The organism is Sphingomonas sp. Leaf257, from assembly GCF_001422185.1.
In the GTDB taxonomy this organism is placed as follows: Bacteria; Pseudomonadota; Alphaproteobacteria; order Sphingomonadales; family Sphingomonadaceae; genus Sphingomonas; species Sphingomonas yabuuchiae.
This window is the reverse complement of sequence record NZ_LMMH01000034.1, coordinates 323828-345387: the sequence shown is the minus strand read 5'-3', so window position 1 is coordinate 345387 and position 21560 is coordinate 323828. Positions and strand designations below refer to the sequence as shown.

Genomic DNA, 21560 nt, shown 5'->3' with positions numbered 1-21560 from the left:
TCGGCAAAGACAAAAACGTGTCCCGCTTTAGGGGCGAGGTCGCTCGGCATCAAGCTTGTGCGAAATCCACGATCCGCTATCGGTGTTGAACACGTATAACATGCGACTCAATCGGGGAGCCTCATATGGCACGGCGCAAATTGGTGGCGGGCAACTGGAAGATGAACGGCTCGCGTGCCGTGCTGGCCGAGCTGGACGCCATCGCAAAGGCTGCCGAGACGGCGCCGAACGTCGATGTAGCGGTCGCCGTGCCCTTCACCCTGATCGCTCCTGCGGCCGAGCGCGTGCCCGGCCTCGCCATCGGGGCGGAGGATGTGCATGAGCGCGATTCGGGCGCGCATACCGGCTGCGTCTCGGCAGGCATGGTCCAGGAAGCGGGGGCGAGCTTCACCATCGTCGGCCATTCGGAACGTCGCGCCGATCAGGGCGAGACCAGTCAGGATGCCTGGGCCAAGGCGGCGGCGGCGCATCGCCAGGGATTGAACGTCATCCTTTGCTGCGGCGAGACCGAGGCGGAGCGCAATGCGGGGCGCGCCGAGCGGGTGGTGCAGGCGCAGATCGAGAAGTCGGTGCCCGACAATGCGGACGGCAGCTGGTTCACGCTGGCCTATGAACCGCGCTGGGCGATCGGGACGGGGCGGACGCCGACGGTCGACGAGATCGCCAGCATCCATGCCATCGCGCGTGCCAAGCTTCGCATGCTGATCGGCGATGCGGCGGACGGGGTGCGGATCCTGTACGGCGGTTCGGTGACGGGGGAGAATGCCGCCGTGCTGCTGGCAGTCGAGAATGTCGACGGCGCGCTGGTCGGCGGGGCGAGCCTGACCGCCGCCAAGTTCGTACCGATCATCGAGGCGGCGGCGGGGTTGTAACGACGGTTCGTGGCGTGCGCTTCGACTTCGCTCAGCGTGAACGGCTGTCAGGTATAGTCCCCAACCCCCGTTCAGCCTGAGCGTAATCGAAGGCCACGCTACAACCTCAACGCCCCGAATACCGCCCCTTCAACATCGCGTACGCCGCACGCAGGGCATAGGCATCGCCCCCCTTGGGTCGTCCCGGCTTGCCCGAGGGCCGCCACGCGAACACGTCGAGATGCGCCCAGGCTGTGTCCTTCGGCACGAAGCGCCGCAGGAACAGCGCTGCCGTGATCGCTCCCGCAAAGCCGCCATCGGGCGCATTGACCATGTCGGCGATGTCGGACTTCAGCATGTCGTCATAGCTGTCCCATAGCGGCATCCGCCACACGGGATCGTCCTCGCCCGCCGCCGCCGTCAGCAGGTCCGCCGCCAGCGCCTCGTCATCGGTGAACAGCGGGGGCAGGTCGGGCCCGAGCGCCACGCGCGCCGCGCCGGTCAGCGTGGCGAAGTCGAGGATCAGTTCGGGCTTCTCCTCCCCCGCGCGGGTCAGCGCGTCGCCCAGGATCAACCGGCCTTCGGCATCGGTGTTGGTGTTCTCGACCGTCAGGCCCTTGCGGGTCTTCAGCACGTCGCCGGGGCGGAAGGACGCCGCCGATACCGCATTCTCGACCGCCGGGATCAACAGGTGCAGCCGCACCGGCAAGCGCGCCGCCATCACGAGGCTCGCCAGCGCCAGCGCATGCGCGGCGCCACCCATGTCCTTCTTCATAAGGCGCATGCCCGCAGAGGGCTTGATGTCCAGCCCGCCCGTGTCGAAGCACACGCCCTTGCCGACGATCGCGATGCGCGGATGGGCGGGATCGCCCCAGTGCAGCTCGATCAGCCGGGGCGCACGCTCGCGCGTGGCGGCCTGCCCGACCGCGTGGATCATCGGATAGTCGCGGGCCAGCGTCTCGCCGCTGGTCACCATGATCTGCGCGTGATGGGTGCGGGCCAGTGCTTCGACCTCCGCCTCCAGTTCGGCAGGACCGAGATCGCCGGCACCCGTGTTGACCAGATCGCGCACCTGCGCGGTCGCGGCGGCGAGGCGGATCACCTCGTCCCGGTGCGCGACATCGCGGGTCAGCAGCACGCGAGGGCCATTGTCATCGCCCTTGCGATATCGGGTGAAGCGATACTGGCCGAGCAGCCAGCCCAGCGCGTTCGCGCCGACCTCCGCGCCGTCCAGTCGATACTGGCCTTCGGGCAGGGCCTCGGCCAGCTTGGCCAGCGCCCAAGGCCCGGTTGCCTTTGCGACGCCCGCGACCACGGTCACCTCGCCATCATGCGGCACGAGCAGATGCGTGTCGGGCTTGGCGGCGAAGCGCTGCGCCGTCGCCAACGTGCGGGTGCCGACGGGCTGGCGCGCGAGCCAGTCGGCGAAGCCCTCGGCGGTCAGCAGGGTGATCGTCCGGGCGGGCTGGCCGCGATCGGGCTGGAGCAGGGAGGCGAAGTCCATCATTCGGCGGGGCTCACGAGAAATTGTTCGATCTTTCCGTTGGTGCCGGGCTCGGCATAGGTGCTGATCCGAAGCGTGCGACCGGGATAGGTGACGCGATAGGAGCGGTTGACGAACCCACCGCGCAGGCGCGTGCGCCCTGCCTGTTCGATCTTGGTCGGCGCACCCAGGGGCGACAGGCTGGTCCGATAATCGGCCAGCGTCGTCGGCGTGAAATAATAGGCCGCATCCTCGGTCAGCAGCGCACGGTCGAGATCGCCCGCCTGAAGCTGTGCGTACACCCGCTTGGTCCGATCGAGCGCGGCGGCGTCCTCGGCATTGGCCTGGGGCGCGGGCAGGACGATGTCGGAGATGCCCTTGGCGATCCGGCTCTGCGCATCGGCAAACCAGGCGTTGACCGCGACGACCACCGCGGCCTTGTCGTCCGGATAGACGATATTCTCGGTCAGGAAGCCGACCGCTTCGCCGCTATGCTCGACGAAGCGGCGGCCATCGGCGGTGCCGACGCCCACGCCCAGCCCGTAATTGGTGTTCGAGCCGTCGGTCAGCTTGACGGGATTTTCCTGCTCCGCCCAGTCCTTTGCGGGCAGCAGCGTGCGGTTCATCCGCGCGACGTCCCATTTGGCGAGGTCCTGCGGCGACATGGACAGCTCGCCCGCCGCATAGAGCCAGCCGGGGGCGGCGGGCGTCTCGACCCGGACGGGGCCGAGCGCATGGCGCAGATAGCCCTGTGGGAAGCCCGGACCGACCGCCTTGTCCTGATCCAGCGCGCGGATGCCCAGCGGCTGGAAGACACGGGTCTGAAGAAACTGAAGGAGAGGCTGGCCCGACACCTTCTCGACGATCATGCCCGCGACGACATAGCCGGTGTTGGAATATTGCCATTGCGTGCCGGGCCGAAAGTCGAGCGGCGCCCTGGCCCAGCGGTCGATGATGCCTTGCGGCGTGGTCGGCGTCGCCATCGCCTTGAAGCTGTAATCCTGCGGCCAATAGTCGCGCAGGCCCGAGGTGTGGCTCAGCAGCTGGCGGATGGTGATCGTGTCGCCGTCCGTGATGCCCGGCACATATTTGGACACCGTGTCGTCGAGCGAGAGCTTGCCGTCGTCGGCCAGCAGCTGGACGGCGGTGGCGGTGAACTGCTTCGACACCGAGGCGATCTGATAAGGCAGCTTGGCGTCGGCGGGGCCGGTCTGCCCCTCGAACTGTTTGCCATAGGCCTTGGCGAGGACGATCCTGCCGCCGCGCACCACCGCGATCGAGGCGGAGGGGACGCCGGTATTGGCCAGCGTCTTTGTCACCAGGGCATCGATCTTCTGGGTTTCCGCCGGGGTCAGGGCCTGGGCGATGAGCGGGGCGGGGGCGATGGACGCGATCGCCGCCAGCAAAATGGGGTATCTCATGCCCGCCAAGGAAGCAGGTTTGCGGGGGCGGCGCAACGGGGGTGGGGGACTTCGGCTTCGTTCAGCTTGAACGGAGCGAGGGGTGCTTGGACCAGTATCCCAACAGCCGTTCAGGCTGAGCGAAGTCGAAGCCCACACTAACCCTTTCGTCGAGCGTGGCTGGCGGCACTTGGAGAGCCTCTCCCTTACCTTCGACTATGCTCAGGCTGAACGGACCTGGGCATAAATTTCCGCCCCACCCCGGCGAAGGCCGGGGTCCAGTCGCGGCGCCTTGCGTTGAACAAGGCATCGCGTGCCTTGGGCGGCTTGCATCCGGACCCCGGCCTTCGCCGGGGTAGTATCATAAGGGGAGAACCGGAATGACCACCGAACTGACCATCCTCGGCTGGTCGATCATCCTGTTGTTCGTCCACATCGCGCTGCAATCGCAGCTGGCGACTTTGGACCGGGGCATCGGCTGGAACGCGGGCCCGCGCGACGGCACGCCTGCGCCGCTGGGACACTATGCCGGGCGGGCCGAACGGGCTTCCGCCAATTTCCGTGAGACCTGGCCGATATTCATCGCACTGGCGCTAGGCTTGTCGGTCACGGGACAGAGCGGCGGGATCGCGGCGACCGGCGCGTGGGTGTGGTTCCTCGCGCGGGTCGCCTATGTACCGCTCTATATCTTCGGCGTCCGCTATGTGCGGTCGCTGGCCTATCTGGTGTCGATGGTCGGCCTGGTGATGATGCTTATGCGTTTCCTGTGACGGGAACGCCGTAAAGGTCGTGCTCGTCGGCATCCTCGATCTCGACCTTCACGATATCGCCGACCGACAGATGCCCGGCGTCGCGCAGGAAGACTTCGCCGTCGATCTCGGGTGCGTCGGCTTGGGACCGGCCGGTTGCGCCGCCTTCCTCGTCCACCGCGTCGATGATGACGGGCAGGGTGCGGCCGACCTTGGCGGCGAGCTTGGCGGCGGAGATGGCGGCGGTCTTTTCCATGATCCGCGCGTAACGCTCTTCCTTCACCGCCTCGGGGACGTGATCGGGCAGCGCATTGGCGGCGGCACCCTCGACCGGCTCGAAGCGGAAGGCGCCGACGCGGTCGAGCTGGGCTTCATCCAGCCAGTCGAGCAGATATTCGAAATCCTCCTCCGTCTCGCCGGGGAAGCCGACGACGAAGGTCGAGCGGATGGCGATGTCGGGGCAGATGTCGCGCCACTGGTGGATGCGCTGCAGCACCTTGGCATCGTTGCCGGGGCGCTTCATCCGCTTGAGCACAGAGGGCGCGGCATGCTGGAACGGGATGTCTAGATAGGGCAGCACCAGGCCTTCCGCCATCAGCGGGATCACCTGATCCACATGCGGATAGGGATAGACATAGTGCAGGCGAACCCAGGGCGCGATCTTGCCCAGTTCGCGGGCGAGGTCGGTCATGTGCGGCACGACCTCCTGCCCCTTCCACATCCGGGGTTCCTTGCGGATGTCGATGCCGTAGGCCGAGGTGTCCTGGCTGATGACCAGCAATTCGCGCGTGCCCGCCGCAACCAGCTTTTCCGCCTCGCGCAGGATGGCGTCGGGGCGGCGGCTGACCAGGTCGCCGCGCAAGCTGGGGATGATGCAAAAGCTGCACCGGTGGTTGCAGCCCTCCGAGATCTTCAGATAGCTATAATGACGCGGGGTCAGCTTCAGGCCCGCATCGGGAATCAGGTCGATATAGGGCGACAGGTTCGCGGGCGCGGCGGCGTGCACGGCCTCGACCACCTGCTCATATTCATGTGCGCCGGTGATCGCGAGCACGTCCGGGAAGCGGGTGCGGATCGCCTCGGCTTCCTTGCCCATGCACCCCGTCACGATGACGCGGCCATTCTCCTTGATCGCCTCGCCGATCGCCTCCAGGCTTTCCTCCTTGGCGGAGTCGAGAAAGCCGCAGGTGTTGACCAGCACGACATCGGCCCCGGCATAGTCGGGCGACATCTGATAGCCGTCGGCGCGGAGCTGGGTCAGGATGCGTTCGCTGTCGACCAGATTCTTGGGACAGCCGAGCGAGACCATGCCGACACGCGGCGGAGTAGGGAGTTTGGTTGCCATGGGATACGCGCGCACATAGGCCAAAACGCGACGCTTTTCCAGATGGTGCGCGAAGTCCGGTCGACAGGCGCGCGCGATCCCGGCATGGATGGGCACGGAAGCGAGAGGATAGGGCGCGATGCTGGCGATCGGATTGATGTCGGGAACGTCGCTGGACGGCGTGGACGCGGCGCTGGTCGAAACCGATGGCGAGGCGCTGGTCCGGCCCATCGCCTTTCGCACCGAAGCCTATTCCGACACCGCCCGCGCCGAACTGGCCGAGGCGACCGCGCTTGCCCTGACCTTCGACCGGCCGCGCGCCAGTCCGCCCATCGTCGCGGCGGGCGACCTGATCGTGCGCACCCATGCGATGGTCGTGCAGAAACTGCTCCGCGACGCGGGTGTCGAGGCGGCGGCGGTCGACGTGATCGGGTTTCACGGCCAGACGGTCGCGCATCGCCCCGATCGCGGCTGGACCTGGCAGATCGGTGACGGACAGGCGCTGGCGGATGCGACCGCGATCGTCACCGTGTCCGATTTCCGCTCGGCCGATGTCGCGGCGGGGGGGCAGGGCGCGCCCTTGATCCCCGTCTATCACGCCGCACTCGCCGCCGATCTGGAGAAGCCGGTCGCGATCCTGAACTTGGGCGGTGTCGCCAACATCACCTTTATCGGGACGGACGGCGCGCTGGTTGCCTTCGATACCGGTCCGGCCAACGGCCTGATCGACAGTTGGATGGAGGCGGAAACCGGCCAGCGTTACGATGCGAACGGCCAGATGGCGGCGAGCGGGCAAGTGGAGCCGACGGTCCTCGACACGATGATGGATAATGGCTGGTTCGATCTGGCGCCGCCCAAGTCGCTCGACCGCAACGACTTCACCATCCAGCCCGCGCAGGGCCTGTCGGCGGCGGACGGGGCGGCCACATTGACGGCCTTCACCGCGCAGACCGTCGCCCGCGCGCTCGATCATCTACCCGAGCGGCCCCGGCAATTGCTGGTCGCGGGGGGCGGGCGGCACAATGCCACCATGCTGGCGATGATCGCAGCCGCGACGGGCCTGACGCCCGAGCCGACCGATGCGCTGGGTTGGGACGGCGACGCGCTGGAGGCGCAAGGCTTCGCCTATATGGCGGTACGGCGGCTGCGGGAGCGGGCGATCAGCTTTCCGGGAACGACCGGCGTGCCGGAGGCGACGACCGGCGGCGTGGTCCATCGGCCCTTGGCGGGGTGACGGTTTACGCCTTTCAGAGGCGTTGTCGCTTAGGCCGCATTTGCTAAGACGCGCCACCCCGGCGTAGGCCGGGGTCCAGTTGCCAGTCGATCGGTTATTTACCAGTGCTTACCCGACTGGATCCCGGCCTTCGCCGGGATGGATTTGATAAGAGCTGGACTAACGGCGCTTCGCTTTCGTGCGTACCATCGCCGGAACGGGGCAGCCGTCCACCTCGCGCAGCACCATGAACTGCGGCTCGGCATCAGGCATTTCGTTCAGCTTGCGAAGACCGACCGCCGGTGCGGATTGGTTCACCCGCGTTTCCTTAGGCGCGCAGCGTTCGGGCAATTGGCCGATGCTGGGCATGGTCGAGGGCGGCGTTCCCGGGGCGGCGGACAATATCAACAGAGTGAACAGCACCATTGATCGTCTCCCGTGACAGGAGGATAGCCTACACCCTCAGCCCCGAACCTGGCAATCAGCGTGCGACATAGGCGTCGATCAGCGCGCCGACATAATCGGGCTTTTCGCTGGTCAGGCCGGGCGCGGCATGGCCCTTGCCATAGATGAAGCCGTAAATGGGGTAGGTTGAGCTACCCAGGCCTTCGGAGTCGCGGAACCAGACCTTCACTTCGCTCCAGTCATTGCCCGGCGAAACGTCGAACAGCGTCACATCCTGCTCGGCATGGCCGCGCTGGCCGTTCTGGATCGACCAGTTGGCGTGGGTCAGCATCAGCACCCGGTCCTCGACCACGCGGCTGACCACCGCGACATGGCCCAGCGGCAGGCGGCTGGTCTTCTCGAACACGACGACCGCGCCGACGCGGGGAGTGCGGCCGCGGGGATATTTGCCCTCCGCCTTGGACCACCAGGTCCAGGCGTCGCCATAGATCGCAATGCCCGAGGCTTGGCGCGCGAAGGGGACGCATTGCCCGACATAGTCGAGCAGCGAGTGTGCGTCGGCCGCCGGAATGACCGTCAGTGCGCAGAGCGATACGATTGCCTTGGACACCATGCCTCTCATGCCGATCAAGCTATCGGATTTGCGTGAATACCCAACTGTTCAAGATGGTTAACATGCCGCTAGGGAGATCGACGGAGGCGGGGATGCGACCAGTCGAAGCCTCCGTGGACTGCATCAGCCGCGCCGCGCGCTCGCCCGCGCCTCCAGCAGGTCCCACAGGCCGCGATGCTGGACGAGCAGCTGCGTCGCGCCGAACCCGCGCGCGCGCGCCAGGCCGATGCCCGATTCGTCATCCTCCACGTCACACAGCGGCTCGGGCATCTGGCCGGGCGCGGGCGACAGGCCGAAGCGCCGCGCCGCCTGGTCGAGCACCTGCCGGATCGAGCGCCAGTCGAGGATCAGCGCCGAAACGGCACCGGTCGCGCAGCCCCGCCGATCCGAATTCGCGAGCATTTCCAGCGTATGGCGAAGCTGGGTCAGCGCGGCATCGGTCTGGGCCTGGCCGGGGGTAGAGGGCAGCGGACCCGCCGCCGAGGTCAGATTGGCGAGAAAGGCGCGTTCAAGGGCAAAGGCGTTGGAGGACTGGATCAACCAGGGCAGGGTTTCGATCTGGATGCCGCGCGCCATGGCATAATCGATCATGCAGGGATGATTGCCATGGACCGCACAGACCGCATGAACCGCATCGGTCAGGTCATGCAGCAGAACCTGCGGCATCAGCAACGCCTGGACGTGCGGATGCCCGGCGCTGCCCCATCGCGCCAGGATCGCACGGATGTCGCCGCGCCGATCGTTCTGAAATTCCAAAGCGGTACTCGTCGCCATGTCCGTTCCGATAATGGGCCGGGCGCAGGCGACAGAACCGTCATCCGACCGTCGCACCCGAACAACGGCCCTAACGGAAATTCGTTAATGCCGAGTTTACGAAATCTGGAACGCTTTCGTTATGAGTTACGCCGCTGATTCATTTCAAGAAAACAGGCGTCGCTGTGCCCTGTGCCGGATCGCGCTTGCGGGATGGCAGCGCCCCCGCGATAACGCGCGCCATGGCCGGGCCGGGACCCGGCAATGACAAGGTTCGGAGTGGTATGAATGCGCAAATGGGTGCTGGGTCTGGCGCTGGCGTCGGTCGGGGCGTCGATCGCCATGGGTTCGGGGGCCTCGGCCATGTCGGCTGATGCGCCGACCGCGCAGGGGACCGAACAGGGCAAGCTGACCCTGAAGCGTGTCTTCGGCAGCCCCGACCTGTCGGGATCGCAGCCGCGCGGCCTGCGCCTGTCGCCCGACGGCACGCTGCTGACCTCGCTGCGCCCGCGCGCCGACGAGCGCGAGCGGCTGGACCTCTGGGCTCGCGACACCCGCACCGGCGAGGAGCGGATGCTGGTCGACTCCAAGAAGGTCGGCTCGGGCGCGGAACTGTCCGAGGCCGAGAAGATGCAGCGCGAACGCGCACGCATCGGCGGGTCGAAGGGCATCGTCGCCTATGACTGGGCGCCCGACGGCAAGTCGATCCTGGTGCCGCTGGACGGCGACCTGTATCTCGCCGGTCTCGACGGCACGGTCCGTCGCCTGACCAACACGCCGGGCGGCGAGCTGAATCCGATCGTCAGCCCCAAGGGCGGCTATGTCAGCTTCGTGCGCGACCAGAACCTTTGGGCCCTACCCCTTAATGGGCCCTTGGTCGGCGGCGAGGCGCGCGCCTTGACCAAGGACGGCGGCGGCACCGTTCATTTCGGCGAGGCGGAGTTCGTCGCGCAAGAAGAGATGCACCGCTTCACCGGCTATTGGTGGAGCCCCGACGAACGCTATATTGCAGTCGAGCGGTTCGATGACGCGCCCGTCAAGGTCGCCGTCCGTGCCGCGATCGGCGCGGCGGGCACCAAGGTCTATGAACAGCGCTATCCGGCGGCAGGCACGCCCAACGCGCTGGTCGATCTCTACGTCATGAAGGCGGACGGGTCGGGCCGGGTGAAGGTCGATCTCGGCACCAATCCCGACATCTATCTGGCGCGCGTCGACTGGACGCCGGACGGCTCGGCGATGCTGGTCCAGCGGGAGAGTCGCGACCAGAAGACGCTCGACATGCTCCGCGTCGACCCCAAGACCGGCAAGTCGACCGTCCTCTTCACCGAGCGTTCGGGTGATCGCAGCTGGCTGAACCTGTCGGACGCCTATCGCCCGATGAAGGACGGCAGCCTGATCTGGCGTTCGGAGCGCGATGGCTATGGCCATCTCTACCGCTTCGCGAACGGCCAGTGGACTCAGCTGACCAAGGGGCCCTGGGTCGTCACCAACCTCGTCGGCGTCGACGAAGCGAAGGGACGGCTGTATTTCACCGGCCTGAAGGACGATGTGCTCGAACAGCATCTCTATGCGGTCGACATCGCCCAGCCGAACGTCATCACCCGCCTGACCGAGCGCGGCTATACCAACAGCGCCACGATGGACTCGTCCGCCAGCCGCTTCATCGTCTCGCGCTCCAGCCCGAGCCAGCCGACCCAGGTCTATCTGGCCGACACGGCGGGCCAGCGGCTGAGCTGGATCAACGAGAATGCAATTGTCGCCGGGCATCCCTATGCGCCCTATCTCGCCAGCCACCGCGAGACGAAGTTCGGCACGATCAAGGCCGATGACGGCACGACGCTCTATTGGGAGATGATCACGCCCAAGCTGGAGCCGGGCAAGCGCTACCCCGTCTTTTTCCAGCATTATGGCGGCCCCGGCACCGGCCAGCAGGTCACGCGTGGCTGGCAGGGGGCGCTGCCGCAATATCTGGTCGATCAGGGATGGATCTTCTTCCAGATCGACAATCGCGGCTCGTATAATCGCGGCAAGGCGTTCGAGGACGCCATCTATCACGCGATGGGCACGGTAGAGGTCGCCGATCAGCTGGCGGGCGCGAACTATCTGAAGACGCTGCCCTTCGTCGATCCCGCGCGCATTGCAACTTATGGCTGGTCGTACGGCGGCTATATGTCGATCAAGATGCTGGAGAAGACGCCGGGGGTCTATGCCGCCGCCGTGTCGGGCGCGCCGGTCACCGACTGGCAGCTGTACGATACGCACTACACCGAGCGTTATCTGGGCGATCCGCGTACCGATCCGCAAAGCTATGCGACATCGCAGGCGATTACCGATGCGGCCAAGATCCGCGATCCGCTGATGCTGATCCACGGCATGGCGGACGACAACGTCTTCCTCGACAATGCGACCGCGTTCGCCGCCGAGATGCAGAAGACCGACACGCCGTTCGAGATGATGCTCTATCCCGGCCAGACCCACCGCGTCGGCGGGCCGGGCGTGTCGGAGCATCTGTGGCATACGATCCTGAACTTCCTGGACCGGACTGTGAAGGACAAGCCGACGAAGTAAAATGATCCTCCCCGGCACGGGGAGGGGGACCATGCGCAGCATGGTGGAGGGGGCGTACCGCGAGTGTTGACCCGTGTGGCGCTCCCCCTCCGTCAGCGCTGACGCGCTGCCACCTCCCCGTAACGGGGAGGATTTACGGACTGTACATGGCATTCCTGAAGACCTTCCACCTCTGGCCGTTCCTCGACACGCTGGTCAGCTATCTGACCGCGTTCGTGCTGGGCACCGTGATCGGCGCCGAACGGCAGTACCGCCAGCGTACGGCGGGGCTGCGCACCAACGCCCTGGTCGCGATCGGTGCGGCGGCGTTCGTCGATCTGGGGCAGCGGCTGGGCGGCGATGTCGAGTCGATCCGCATCATCGCCTATGTCGTCTCCGGCATCGGTTTCCTGGGTGCGGGCGTCATCATGAAGGAGGGAATGAACGTTCGCGGGCTGAACACCGCGGCGACCCTCTGGTGCTCGGCGGCGGTCGGGTCGATCGCGGGCAGCGACATGGTGGCCGAAGCGGTGCTGCTGACCGTCATGGTCCTGATCGCCAATACCGCGCTGCGTCCGCTGGTCGACGCGATCAACCGCATTCCGGTCGAGGGACGCCATGTCGAGGCGACTTATTCGGTCAGCCTGACGACCAGTGCGGCACAGGCCGGGCCGGTCGGCGACATGCTGGTCGAGCATCTGGAGCGCGCCGGGCTGCCGGTGGCCGAGCTTGATATCGAGGAATTGGGCGAGGAGCAGGTAACCGTCGCCGCCACCCTGACCAGCACCATCGTCGAGGCGGGCGAGCTCGACCGGATCACCGACCATTTCCAGTCCGTCCACGGCATCGCGCACGCCACCTGGGCCGCCAGCACGCACGACTGAGCCCTCGAAGCGCATGGCTCCCCTGACGGGAATGCGGGGCGAACTTTATGCGGGCGCTATGCGAAACCGGCCATTCGCTCTCGCATTGCTATGCGCGTCCCGATTAGCCGCCGACCAAATGAGGAGGCGGTATGGCGGTACGGGTTCGGACATGGCGGCACGGACTGGCGCTGCGATTGCTGGGCGTCGGGTTTTGCGTCCTCGCCTGGCGGGCGATCGCGAGTCTGATGGCCATGGCGGGGCAGGGCGGCCGTGCCGGGCTGGTGGGCTATGCGCTGGCGACCGCCGCTTTTCTCTTCGCCAGCCTGGGCAGCGCGCTGGTGATCATGGGCGAGCATCTGTTCGACGAAGTGCAGGTCAGCGCCCGCTGGCGGCGGATATGACCGACACTATGCGGGCGCTATGCGATAGCGGGAAATCCATCTCGAAACCCTATGGGGCGAGGCGTAGCTGAGGCGGGCGGGCGATCGAACGCCCGATCGGCAGAGGTTTCCCGTATCCATGTGTACCGATTTCCCTATCGACCCCGCCCGCCAAGCGCGGCTCATCTATGTCGGCCAGGACCATGCGGGTCACTGGCTGGTGCAGGATAGCGCAGGCCAGCTGGAAGGGCGCTTCATCTCGCGTGGCGCGGCCATGCGCTATGCGGTCGAGGAGGCCGAAATCTATCATGCCAGCGTCGCGGTCGTGCAAGATGCGCTGACCCCGCTGGTGTCGTTCGACCCGGTGGCGGCCGACGCCCCCGTCCTGTCGCGTGCGGCGTGAGGGAGGCTCCGACCATGCAGATCGACAGCAAATATCGCCAAGACCCCCGCTGGCCCGCGATCGAGGCGGCGCTGGGTTCGCTGCGCGAGCGGCATCGCCGTGCGGTGCGGATCGTCGACGCCGATTGCGGCGCGGGCGGCTTCCTGATCGCGGTCGCCGAACAGGCGCGGGCGATGGGCTTCACCGCGATCGAGGGACGCGGGCTCGGCGGTTCGCCCGCGATGATCGGCCGGGCGCGGGCCGCAGCGAAGCGTCATCGCCATGCCGCGATGGGTCTGGTGTTCGAGCGCGGCGACACGGCCGACGCGCTGGCCGAAGAGCGTGATTTTCCTGCCGATATTCTGGTCTGTCATCGGTGCGGCACGCAGATGCACGCCGCCGCGACCTGCGTGATTGGCGATCCCAGCGAGAAGATGGCGGCATGAGCGGGCGGGACATGGCATGGCGGTCGCTGGGCGGCCTGACGACGCTGGGCGCGGTGGTGGCGACGCTGAGCGGGCCGTCGGAGTCGCTGCTCGCGCTGTTCTGGTTCTTCGTGGCGCTGGGCGGGGTCGTGCTGATGCTGAATGGCAAGCACATGATCCAGGCACTCCGGGCCGAACGTCGCGGGCATTATCATACCGCCGAGGCCATTCATGCCGCGCGCATTCGCCGGGACCGTCGGTCATGAGCCGCGACACGGGCTTTGAGCTGCGGGGCGGCGCGCTCCATGCGGAGGGCGTCGCGCTTGGCCGGATCGCGCAGGCGGTGGGCACGCCGACCTATGTCTATTCGGCAAGCGCCCTGCGCGCCGCCGCCCGGCGGTTTCGTGAAGCGTTGGCCCCGATCCCGCGCAAGTCGCTCGCCTTCGCGGTCAAGGCCAATCCGTCGCTGGCCGTCCTGTCGGTCCTGCGCGCCGAGGGGTTCGGCGCCGATATCGTTTCGGGCGGCGAACTGACTGCCGTGCTCGCAGCGGGCATGACGGCCGGGGATATCGTCTATTCGGGCGTCGGCAAGACCTCGGAGGAACTCGCCCAAGCGCTGCGGGCCGGGGTCGGCCACGTCAATCTGGAGGGCGAGCGCGAAGGGGAAGTACTGGCGGCCGCCGCCGCCCGGATGGGCGTCGAGGCCACCGCGATGCTGCGGGTCAATCCCGATGTCGATGCGGGGACCCATGCCAAGATCACCACCGGCACCAGAGACAGCAAGTTCGGCGTGGCCTTTGCGGATGCGATCGGCATCTTCGACCGGCTGTCGAAACGGCCGGGCCTGACATTGCGCGGCGTTGCGGTGCATATCGGCAGCCAGATTATGGATTTGGGGCCGCTGGAGTCCGCCTATCGCCGGATAGGCGAGCTGGTCGCGGCGCTGCGGGCGCGGGGACACGCGATCACCCATGTCGATCTGGGCGGCGGACTTGGCGTCGATTACCACGACGGCCCGGACGGCGATGTCACCGCGTATGGTGCGATGGTGGCAAAGGTGACGCAGGATTGGGACGTGACCCTGATGTTCGAGCCGGGGCGCTATATCGCCGCCCATGCCGGGGTGCTGCTGACCCGCGTGCTCTGGGTCAAGCCGGGCGAGGAATGCCCGTTCGTCGTCATCGATGCGGGCATGAACGATCTGGCGCGGCCCGCGCTCTACGACGCCTGGCATGAGTTCACGGCGGTGGCTCCGAACGGTGCGACGATGCGCGCGCATGTCGTGGGACCCGTCTGCGAAAGCAGCGACCGCTTCGCCACAGGCCGGTTGATCGACCGGGTGAAGGAAGGCGACCTTGCGGTCCTGCGCGACGCCGGGGCATATGGCGCCTCCATGGCGTCCTGCTACAACAGCCGGGCACTGGCGGCCGAAGTCATGGTCGAGGGCGATCGCTTTGCCGTCATCGCCCCGCGGATCGAGGCGGCGGCGATCCGGCCGCAGGTCGTACCCGACTGGCTGGACGGGCAGGCGCTCGACCATGCCGCCTAGGCGTGGGCGGGGGTTCGTTAAACCCCCGCTTGCCCCGATGAAACGCGCACTTTTCGCAAAGTTGGTGGACGTGTCCACGCAATGACGCTACCGGCTCACGCTTCCGAGTGGAGGATATAATGGGTTATCGCGTGGTGGTCGCCGGGGCGACGGGCAATGTCGGCCGGGAAATGATCAACATTCTGGCGGAGCGGGAGTTCCCGATCGACGAGCTGGCGGTCGTCGCCTCGTCGCGCAGCCAGGGCGACCAGATCGAATATGGTGAGACGGGCAAGATGCTCACCATCAAGAATATTGAGCATTTCGATCCCACCGGCTGGGACATGGCTTTGTTCGCCATCGGATCAGACGCGACCAAAATCTATGCGCCCAAATTCGCCGCCGCCGGTTGCGTCGTGATCGACAATTCGTCGCTCTACCGCATGGACCCGGACGTGCCGCTGATCGTGCCGGAGGTGAACCCCGACGCGATCGACGGCTACACGGCCAAGAACATCATCGCCAACCCCAATTGCTCGACCGCGCAGATGGTCGTGGCGCTCAAGCCGCTGCACGACAAGGCGACGATCAAGCGCGTCGTCGTGGCCACCTATCAGTCGGTGTCGGGCGCGGGCAAGGCGGGCATGGACGAACTGTTCGAGCAGAGCCGCAACATCTTCGTCGGCGACCCCGCCGAGCCGAAGAAGTTCACCAAGCAGATCGCCTTCAACGTGATCCCGCACATCGACAGCTTCCTCGACGACGGCTCGACCAAGGAAGAGTGGAAGATGGTCGCCGAGACCAAGAAGATCCTCGACCCCAAGGTCAAGGTGACGGCGACCTGCGTGCGCGTGCCGGTCTTCGTCGGCCATTCCGAGGCGCTGAACATCGAGTTCGAGGACGAGATTTCGGCGCAGGAAGCCCAGGACATCCTGCGCGAGGCGCCCGGCGTCATGCTGATCGACAAGCGCGAGGACGGTGGATACGTCACGCCCGTCGAGTGCGTCGGCGACTATGCGACCTTCATCAGCCGCGTGCGCGAGGACTCGACGGTCGATAACGGCCTGTCGCTGTGGTGCGTGTCGGACAATCTGCGGAAAGGTGCCGCACTGAACGCGGTGCAGATCGCCGAACTGCTCGGCCGCCGCCATCTGAAGAAGGGCGACTGAGCCTGAAATTCCTCCCCGGTAACGGGGAGGGGGACCGCCGCGAAGCGGTGGTGGAGGGGGGCGTCCACACGGGTGTCCTATGAGGAAGCCCCCCTCCGTCAGCGCTCACGCGCTGCCACCTCCCCGTACCGGGGAGGATCAAGGGTTTACCGCCCCATATACAATCCGGGCCGATGCCAGGCGAACAGGATCAGGCTGATCGCCGCCGCGCTGATCGCCGACCACATCATCTGCACACCCGAAACCACCGGGATCGCCATCGCCAGGATGACGATATCGAGCGCGACCTGGGTCATGCCCATATTCCACCCGCGCTTGCGATAGAGCCAGATGGTGATGACGCCGGTGCCGCCGACCCCCGCCTGATGGCGGGCGAGCGACAAGATGCCCATGCCGATCACCGTGCCGCCGACCAGCGCGGCAAAGGCCGGGTGCACCCCGTCGACATGCACCGACACGCGCGTGATCGCCGAGGCGACGCCGATGCCGATATTGACCAGCACCGTCTTCACCGCGAACCGCGCGCCCATCACCTTGTGCGCGAACAGGAAGAAGGGGATGTTGACCAGCGTGAACAGCACGCCAGCCGGTAGTGGCAGCAGATAGGACAGCAGCAGCGCGACGCCCGCGATGCCGCCCGTCACCAGTCCCGCCGCCTTGAGGAACATCAGCCCGACGATCAGCAGGGTCACGCCGATGAAGATCGCATAGGCGTCTTCAAGCAGGCTGTGCGGACGCCCGATCGGGCTGGGCGGCAGGGTTTCGGCAGGGGAAGCAGTTGCTGCGGTCATCGAGGGTCCGGATCAAGGGTCCGGCATCCACTCCCGATTGGCCTGCTTCTTGGCGGCAGAGGATTGTCCCATATCGCAATCGTGGCGAAACGCCAATTGCCTGACTTAGCTCAGGAAGAGCCAGCCCAGTGCGATCATCACCACCAGCGCATAGAAACCGCCCTTGGTCCGCAACAGATAGCTGGCCCCCAATACGCCTGTCGCGGCGAGCGCGCAGGCGGCCACCCGGTCGGCGGCGATCCATTCCAGGATCACGAACGCGCCGACCATGTTCGCCGCCGCGTTGACCGCGATCCAGATATAGGAAGGGAAGGCCCCGATCGACCCGATCAGCGGTATCTTGATCGTGGCAAAGCCGCGCATCGTGCCGGGAAACAAATCCGCCGCCAGATGAAAGCCCACGCCGAACCCCAGCCCCGCCGCGACCGGCCAGGTCCGCAGATCGAGCGTGGCGACGTAGAAGGGCAGGACGCTGTGCACCAGCGCGCTGCGATGCTGAAGCTGGAGCGGCGTGTCGAGATCGGGCAGCCGCGTCCCCGCCGCCGTCGCCGCCGCGACCGTGGCGATCAGCATCCACGGCCCCCCTCCACCGGCGAACGCCAGGATCACCGCCAGAAGAAGGAATAGGGATGCTGCCATGGGCGGCGGCTAACGGCTTGTACCCCTTTTGTCCATGCGTGCGACTCGCTCGGAATCACAAAAAAGCGCGGATTCCCGCCATTTTGTCATGGACTGGTGAGAATGGGACTCAGGGCGCTGCTTCGACCTGCGCCGCCGTGGTCAAGGTACAATTTTTTGAGGGTGGTCGGCGGGCCCCGCTCCGGCATAGTCGGCACCATGACCATGCAGGCCAAAGCGGGTATCGGCGCGCTGACCGACCGGGAGAAGCAGACGCTGCGCCTGATCGTTCGGGGGCATGACGCCAAGTCGATCGCGCGCGAACTGAACCTGTCGGTCCACACCATCAACGAACGGCTGCGCGACGCCCGCCGCAAGCTGGCCGTGTCGAGCAGTCGCGAAGCGGCACGGATGCTGCTGGAGGTGGAGGGCGACGCATCGCTGCCGACCCCCGATTATGTGGGGGACAGGAGGATCGGGGAGGACCGGCCAGAGCCGATGGCGGATGAAAGCCCGGCGCCGGTCGTCGGCGTGGAGACCGGCATCCGCCGTCCCCGGATCATCATCGGAGCGATACTCATGACCCTTGCCCTCAGCCTGCTCGCCCTTGGCGGCCTGACCCATATGGCGTCCACGCCGCCCCAGACGGCTACGACGACAGCCACCGATCCGGCGGTGGTCGAAGCCGCCCAGCATTTCCTGCAACTGATCGACCAGGGGCGCTGGGCCGACAGCTACCGCCTGACCACGAGCAGCTTCCACAAGTTGAACACCGAGCAGGTCTGGGCCGCTACCTCCGAGAAGGTGCGGACCCCGCTGGGCAAGACGGTATCGCGGACCCTGCTCAGCCAGGACGATGTTCCCGCACCGCCTGCCGGCTATCGGATGGTGCGTTTCAATACGCGCTTCGGCAATTCGGCGGCGGTCGTCGAAACCGTCACGCTGGAGCGGGAGAATGGCGAGTGGCGGGTTGCCGGTATCTATGTTGGCTAGGGCCATTCCATTCCTCCCCTGGAAGGGGAGGTGGCAGGCCTAAGCCTGACGGAGGGGTATCCCGTCATCGAGAGGACGATACCCCTCCACCAGCCCCGCTGGTTCCCCTTCGCCTATACGCGAGGAATTCGCGCGGAACCGCTGAACATCGACCCTGCCCGTGGTGCAACGGCGGCAAGAAAGGTCCACATCCCCGCCGATCCGTATTAGGAGGTTCGCGTACAGCTTAACCGCCGGAGACCGAACCCTTGGCCGACACCGCCCCCGAAACCCGCTTCTTCGACAGCTTCGACGGCACCCCGATCGCGTGGCGTGAAATGGGGGAGGGGCGGCCCGTGGTGCTGATCCACGGCTATTTCTCCGACGCCTATACCAACTGGATCCGCTACGGCCACGCCGCCGCCATCGCGGCCAAGGGCTACCGGGTCATCATGCCCGACCTGCGCGCGCATGGGGAGAGCGGCAAGCCGAATGACCCCGCCGCCTATCCCAAGGACGCGCTGACCCGCGACGGCCATGCGCTAGTCGAGCATCTGGGGCTGACCGATTACGATCTCGGCGGCTATTCGCTGGGCGCGCGGACGGTCAGCCGGATGCTTGCGACCGGGGCGGAGCCGGGCAAGGCGATCTTTGCGGGCATGGGGCTGGAGGGGCTGCTCCACACCGACCGCCGGGTCGCGCATTTCACCAATATCCTCACCCGGCTGGGCGAGCATAAGCGCGGTACCCCCGAATGGATGGCCGAGGCCTTCCTCAAGACCACCGGCGGCGATCCGGTGGCGCTGCTCCATATCCTCCAGACCTTTGCGGACACGCCGCTCTCGGCGATCGAGGGGTTCGACCTGCCGACCTTGGTCGTGGCGGGCGTCGACGATTTCGACAATGGCGCGGCGGTCGAGCTGGCCGAGGCCTTGCCGCGCGGGCGCTATGTCGAGATTCCGGGCAACCATATGGCTTCGGTGACCAAGCCCGAACTGGGCGCGGCGATCGTGCAGTTCCTCACCGCTTGACGGCGGCGACCAAAGCCGCGCAACTGCGCGCCATCCGCCCCGTTTCAAGGGCGTTTCAGAATGTTAGGGGGATAGCATGATCCGTTCCGCCGTTTCCGGCGCCGTACTCGCCTTTGTGCTCGCCGGTGCCGCTCACGCCCAGACTGCGGCGCCCGCCGCGCCGGCAACGCAGCCGCCCGCGACCGTCGCCGGGGCCGATGCCTTCGTCGCCGAGGCCGAGAAGACGCTGGCCGAAAAATCCGTTGGTGCGCAGCAGGTCGCCTGGGTCAATGCGACTTATATCACCGACGACACCGATGCGCTGGCCGCCGCGTCGGGCGCGGAGATGACCGATCTCGCCGTCCGCTACGGCTTGGGGGCGGCGCGTTATCAGGCGCTGCCGGGCCTGTCCTATGACACCAAGCGCAAGCTGGACCTGTTGCGCGGTGGCATTACCTTGCCCGCGCCGACCACGCCGGGGGCCTCGGCACAGCTGTCGATGCTGACGACGCGCATGTCCTCCTCCTATGGCAAGGGCAAGGGCGTGCTGAATGGCCAGCCGATCAACGGATCGGACATCGAGGCCGCGATGGGCAGCGAGCGTGACCCCGCCAAGCTGAAGGAAATGTGGGTCAGCTGGCACGACAATGTCGGCGCGCCGATGCGGGCCGATTATGCCCAGATGACCGCGCTGGCCAACCAGGGCGCCAAGGAGCTGGGCTATGTCGATGCCGGGTCGCTGTGGCGCTCGGGCTATGACATGTCGCCCGAACAGTTCGCGCAGGTCACCGACCGGATCTGGGGTGAGCTGGAGCCGCTGTACAAGGCGCTCCACACTTATGTCCGCTGGAAGCTGAACGAGAAATATGGCGACACGGTGCAGGCCAAGACCGGCCCGATCCGTGCCGATCTGCTCGGCAATATGTGGGCGCAGGAATGGGGCAATATCTATGACCTCGTCGCGCCGAAGGGGGCGGGCGATGTCGGATATGACACCGGCGATCTGCTGAAGGCCAAGGGTTATGACCCGATCAAGATGGTGAAGGCGGGTGAGGGCTTCTATTCCTCGCTCGGCTTCGCGCCCCTGCCGCAGACCTTCTGGCAGCGGTCGCAGATCGTGAAGCCCGCCGACCGCGAGGTGATCTGCCACGCCTCGGCCTGGGATATCGACAATCTGGACGATATCCGCATCAAGATGTGCACGAAGGTCAATGCCGACGACTTCGTGACCATCCATCACGAGCTGGGGCATAATTATTACCAGCGCGCGTACAAGGATCAGCCGTTCCTCTACAAGAATGGCGCGAATGACGGTTTCCACGAAGCGATCGGTGATACCGTCGCGCTGTCGATCACGCCCGATTATCTGGTGAAGATCGGTCTGCTCGATCCGGCCCGCGTGCCCAGCGCGGACAAGGATATCGGCCTGCTGCTGCGTCAGGCGATGGACAAGGTGGCGTTCCTGCCCTTCGGCCTGCTGATCGACAAATGGCGCTGGGGCGTCTTCTCGGGCCAGATCCCGGCCGGGCAATATCAGGCGGGCTGGGACGCGCTGCGCCTGAAATATCAGGGCGTGGTGCCGCCGGTCGCGCGCGACGAGACGAAATTCGATCCGGGTGCCAAATACCATATCCCGGCGGGTGTGCCCTATGCGCGCTATTTCCTGGCGCGGGTGCTTCAGTTCCAATTCTACAAGGCGGCGTGCCAGCAGGCCGGGTGGAAGGGCCCGCTCCACCGCTGCTCCTTCTATGGCAACAAGGAGGTCGGCAAGAAGCTGAACGCGATGCTGGCCATGGGCCAGTCCAAGCCGTGGCCGGACGCGCTACAGGTGTTCACCGGCAGCCGCGAGATGTCGGGCAAGGCGCTGGTCGAATATTTCGCCCCGCTCAAGACGTGGCTGGACCAGCAGAATAAGGGCAAGCCGCAGGGTTGGTGAGGCTGAGGGGTATGTTCCGCCGCTGGCGTTGCCTGCCCCACCACCACTCACTGTCGCGAGCGGTTCCCCTCCCCAAGCACAGCTTGGGGAGGAATTGAGACGGCATTCCTCCAAATCCCCCCCATCTACGATGGGGAGGGGGACC

At 66.3% G+C, this 21560-nt stretch carries 22 protein-coding genes; 14 read left to right on the top strand and 8 right to left on the bottom strand.

The genetic code is table 11. The features are described from left to right. Positions 1-125: 125 nt before the first annotated feature. Positions 126-872 (top strand): triose-phosphate isomerase, encoded by a 747-nt coding sequence (tpiA, locus tag ASF14_RS17465; protein WP_056438014.1) that lies wholly within the window; start codon positions 126-128, stop codon positions 870-872. 106 nt (positions 873-978) lie between these two features. Here tpiA and ASF14_RS17460 read toward each other — a convergent pair whose 3' ends face one another. Beyond that, the gene (locus tag ASF14_RS17460; protein ID WP_056438011.1) at positions 979-2358 is read right to left on the bottom strand and encodes a leucyl aminopeptidase family protein; all 1380 of its coding nucleotides are present in this window, start codon (positions 2356-2358) and stop codon (positions 979-981) included. Beyond that, a complete protein-coding gene (locus ASF14_RS17455; protein WP_056438009.1) occupies positions 2355-3755 on the bottom strand; it encodes a serine hydrolase domain-containing protein in 1401 nt (466 codons plus the stop codon). The genes ASF14_RS17460 and ASF14_RS17455 overlap by 4 nt, the downstream gene beginning before the upstream one ends. A 359-nt stretch (positions 3756-4114) precedes the next feature. Here ASF14_RS17455 and ASF14_RS17450 point away from each other — a divergent pair, with 359 nt between their 5' ends. Next, positions 4115-4504, top strand: coding sequence for an MAPEG family protein (locus ASF14_RS17450; RefSeq protein WP_056438006.1), 390 nt, complete (start codon positions 4115-4117; stop codon positions 4502-4504). Here ASF14_RS17450 and rimO read toward each other — a convergent pair. Beyond that, positions 4488-5828: a 30S ribosomal protein S12 methylthiotransferase RimO gene (rimO, locus tag ASF14_RS17445; RefSeq protein ID WP_056438454.1), complete on the bottom strand. Its 1341-nt coding sequence runs from the start codon at positions 5826-5828 to the stop codon at positions 4488-4490. The two genes, ASF14_RS17450 and rimO, sit on opposite strands and share 17 nt — an antisense overlap. A 118-nt stretch (positions 5829-5946) precedes the next feature. Between rimO and ASF14_RS17440 the strand changes: the two genes are divergently transcribed. Further along, positions 5947-7041: an anhydro-N-acetylmuramic acid kinase gene (locus ASF14_RS17440; RefSeq protein WP_056438003.1), complete on the top strand. Its 1095-nt coding sequence runs from the start codon at positions 5947-5949 to the stop codon at positions 7039-7041. 159 nt (positions 7042-7200) lie between these two features. Here ASF14_RS17440 and ASF14_RS17435 read toward each other — a convergent pair whose 3' ends face one another. The 3 genes from ASF14_RS17435 to ASF14_RS17425 all read right to left on the bottom strand — a co-directional run bounded on the left by ASF14_RS17435 (position 7201) and on the right by ASF14_RS17425 (position 8812). Further along, positions 7201-7446: a hypothetical protein gene (locus tag ASF14_RS17435; RefSeq protein ID WP_056438000.1), complete on the bottom strand. Its 246-nt coding sequence runs from the start codon at positions 7444-7446 to the stop codon at positions 7201-7203. Positions 7447-7501: 55 nt separating this feature from the next. Beyond that, positions 7502-8038 carry a CHAP domain-containing protein gene (locus tag ASF14_RS17430; protein WP_236697121.1) on the bottom strand — a complete coding sequence of 179 codons (537 nt, stop codon included), beginning with the start codon at positions 8036-8038 and terminating at the stop codon, positions 7502-7504. Between the two features lie 123 nt (positions 8039-8161). Then, on the bottom strand, positions 8162-8812 hold the full coding sequence (locus ASF14_RS17425) for a DUF6975 family protein (RefSeq protein ID WP_056437997.1): 651 nt from the start codon (positions 8810-8812) through the stop codon (positions 8162-8164). A 267-nt stretch (positions 8813-9079) separates the two neighbouring features. On the opposite strand from ASF14_RS17425, the gene ASF14_RS17420 reads away from it, so the two are divergent. From ASF14_RS17420 to ASF14_RS17385, 8 genes are all read left to right on the top strand, one after another. After that, complete coding sequence (locus ASF14_RS17420; protein WP_156361288.1) at positions 9080-11359, top strand: S9 family peptidase; 2280 nt, start codon at positions 9080-9082, stop codon at positions 11357-11359. Between the two features lie 146 nt (positions 11360-11505). Next, on the top strand, positions 11506-12222 hold the full coding sequence (locus ASF14_RS17415) for an MgtC/SapB family protein (RefSeq protein ID WP_056437995.1): 717 nt from the start codon (positions 11506-11508) through the stop codon (positions 12220-12222). Positions 12223-12353: 131 nt separating this feature from the next. Then, positions 12354-12605 carry a hypothetical protein gene (locus tag ASF14_RS17410; RefSeq protein WP_156361287.1) on the top strand — a complete coding sequence of 84 codons (252 nt, stop codon included), beginning with the start codon at positions 12354-12356 and terminating at the stop codon, positions 12603-12605. A 118-nt stretch (positions 12606-12723) separates the two neighbouring features. Beyond that, a complete protein-coding gene (locus tag ASF14_RS17405) occupies positions 12724-12987 on the top strand; it encodes a hypothetical protein (RefSeq protein WP_056437989.1) in 264 nt (87 codons plus the stop codon). A gap of 14 nt (positions 12988-13001) precedes the next feature. After that, positions 13002-13412: a hypothetical protein gene (locus ASF14_RS17400; protein WP_056437987.1), complete on the top strand. Its 411-nt coding sequence runs from the start codon at positions 13002-13004 to the stop codon at positions 13410-13412. Continuing rightward, on the top strand, positions 13409-13657 hold the full coding sequence (locus tag ASF14_RS17395; RefSeq protein ID WP_156361286.1) for a hypothetical protein: 249 nt from the start codon (positions 13409-13411) through the stop codon (positions 13655-13657). Before ASF14_RS17400 ends, ASF14_RS17395 begins: the two co-directional genes overlap by 4 nt. Further along, positions 13654-14940: a diaminopimelate decarboxylase gene (gene lysA, locus ASF14_RS17390; protein ID WP_056437981.1), complete on the top strand. Its 1287-nt coding sequence runs from the start codon at positions 13654-13656 to the stop codon at positions 14938-14940. The genes ASF14_RS17395 and lysA overlap by 4 nt, the downstream gene beginning before the upstream one ends. A 119-nt stretch (positions 14941-15059) precedes the next feature. Then, positions 15060-16088 carry an aspartate-semialdehyde dehydrogenase gene (locus ASF14_RS17385; protein WP_056437978.1) on the top strand — a complete coding sequence of 343 codons (1029 nt, stop codon included), beginning with the start codon at positions 15060-15062 and terminating at the stop codon, positions 16086-16088. A 146-nt stretch (positions 16089-16234) separates the two neighbouring features. Here the strand turns inward: ASF14_RS17385 and ASF14_RS17380 are convergent, their stop codons facing one another. Beyond that, positions 16235-16879, bottom strand: a complete 645-nt coding sequence (locus ASF14_RS17380; RefSeq protein ID WP_056437974.1) for a YitT family protein — start codon at positions 16877-16879, stop codon at positions 16235-16237. Positions 16880-16984: 105 nt separating this feature from the next. After that, on the bottom strand, positions 16985-17518 hold the full coding sequence (locus ASF14_RS17375; RefSeq protein WP_156361285.1) for a hypothetical protein: 534 nt from the start codon (positions 17516-17518) through the stop codon (positions 16985-16987). A gap of 198 nt (positions 17519-17716) precedes the next feature. Between ASF14_RS17375 and ASF14_RS17370 the strand changes: the two genes are divergently transcribed. From ASF14_RS17370 to ASF14_RS17360, 3 genes are all read left to right on the top strand, one after another. Next, positions 17717-18490 (top strand): helix-turn-helix domain-containing protein, encoded by a 774-nt coding sequence (locus ASF14_RS17370; RefSeq protein ID WP_056438443.1) that lies wholly within the window; start codon positions 17717-17719, stop codon positions 18488-18490. Between the two features lie 248 nt (positions 18491-18738). Next, entirely contained in the window at positions 18739-19500 is a 762-nt protein-coding gene (locus ASF14_RS17365) for an alpha/beta fold hydrolase (RefSeq protein ID WP_056437969.1), read from the top strand. Between the two features lie 76 nt (positions 19501-19576). Then, a complete protein-coding gene (locus ASF14_RS17360; protein WP_082442312.1) occupies positions 19577-21415 on the top strand; it encodes a M2 family metallopeptidase in 1839 nt (612 codons plus the stop codon). Positions 21416-21560 lie beyond the last annotated feature (145 nt).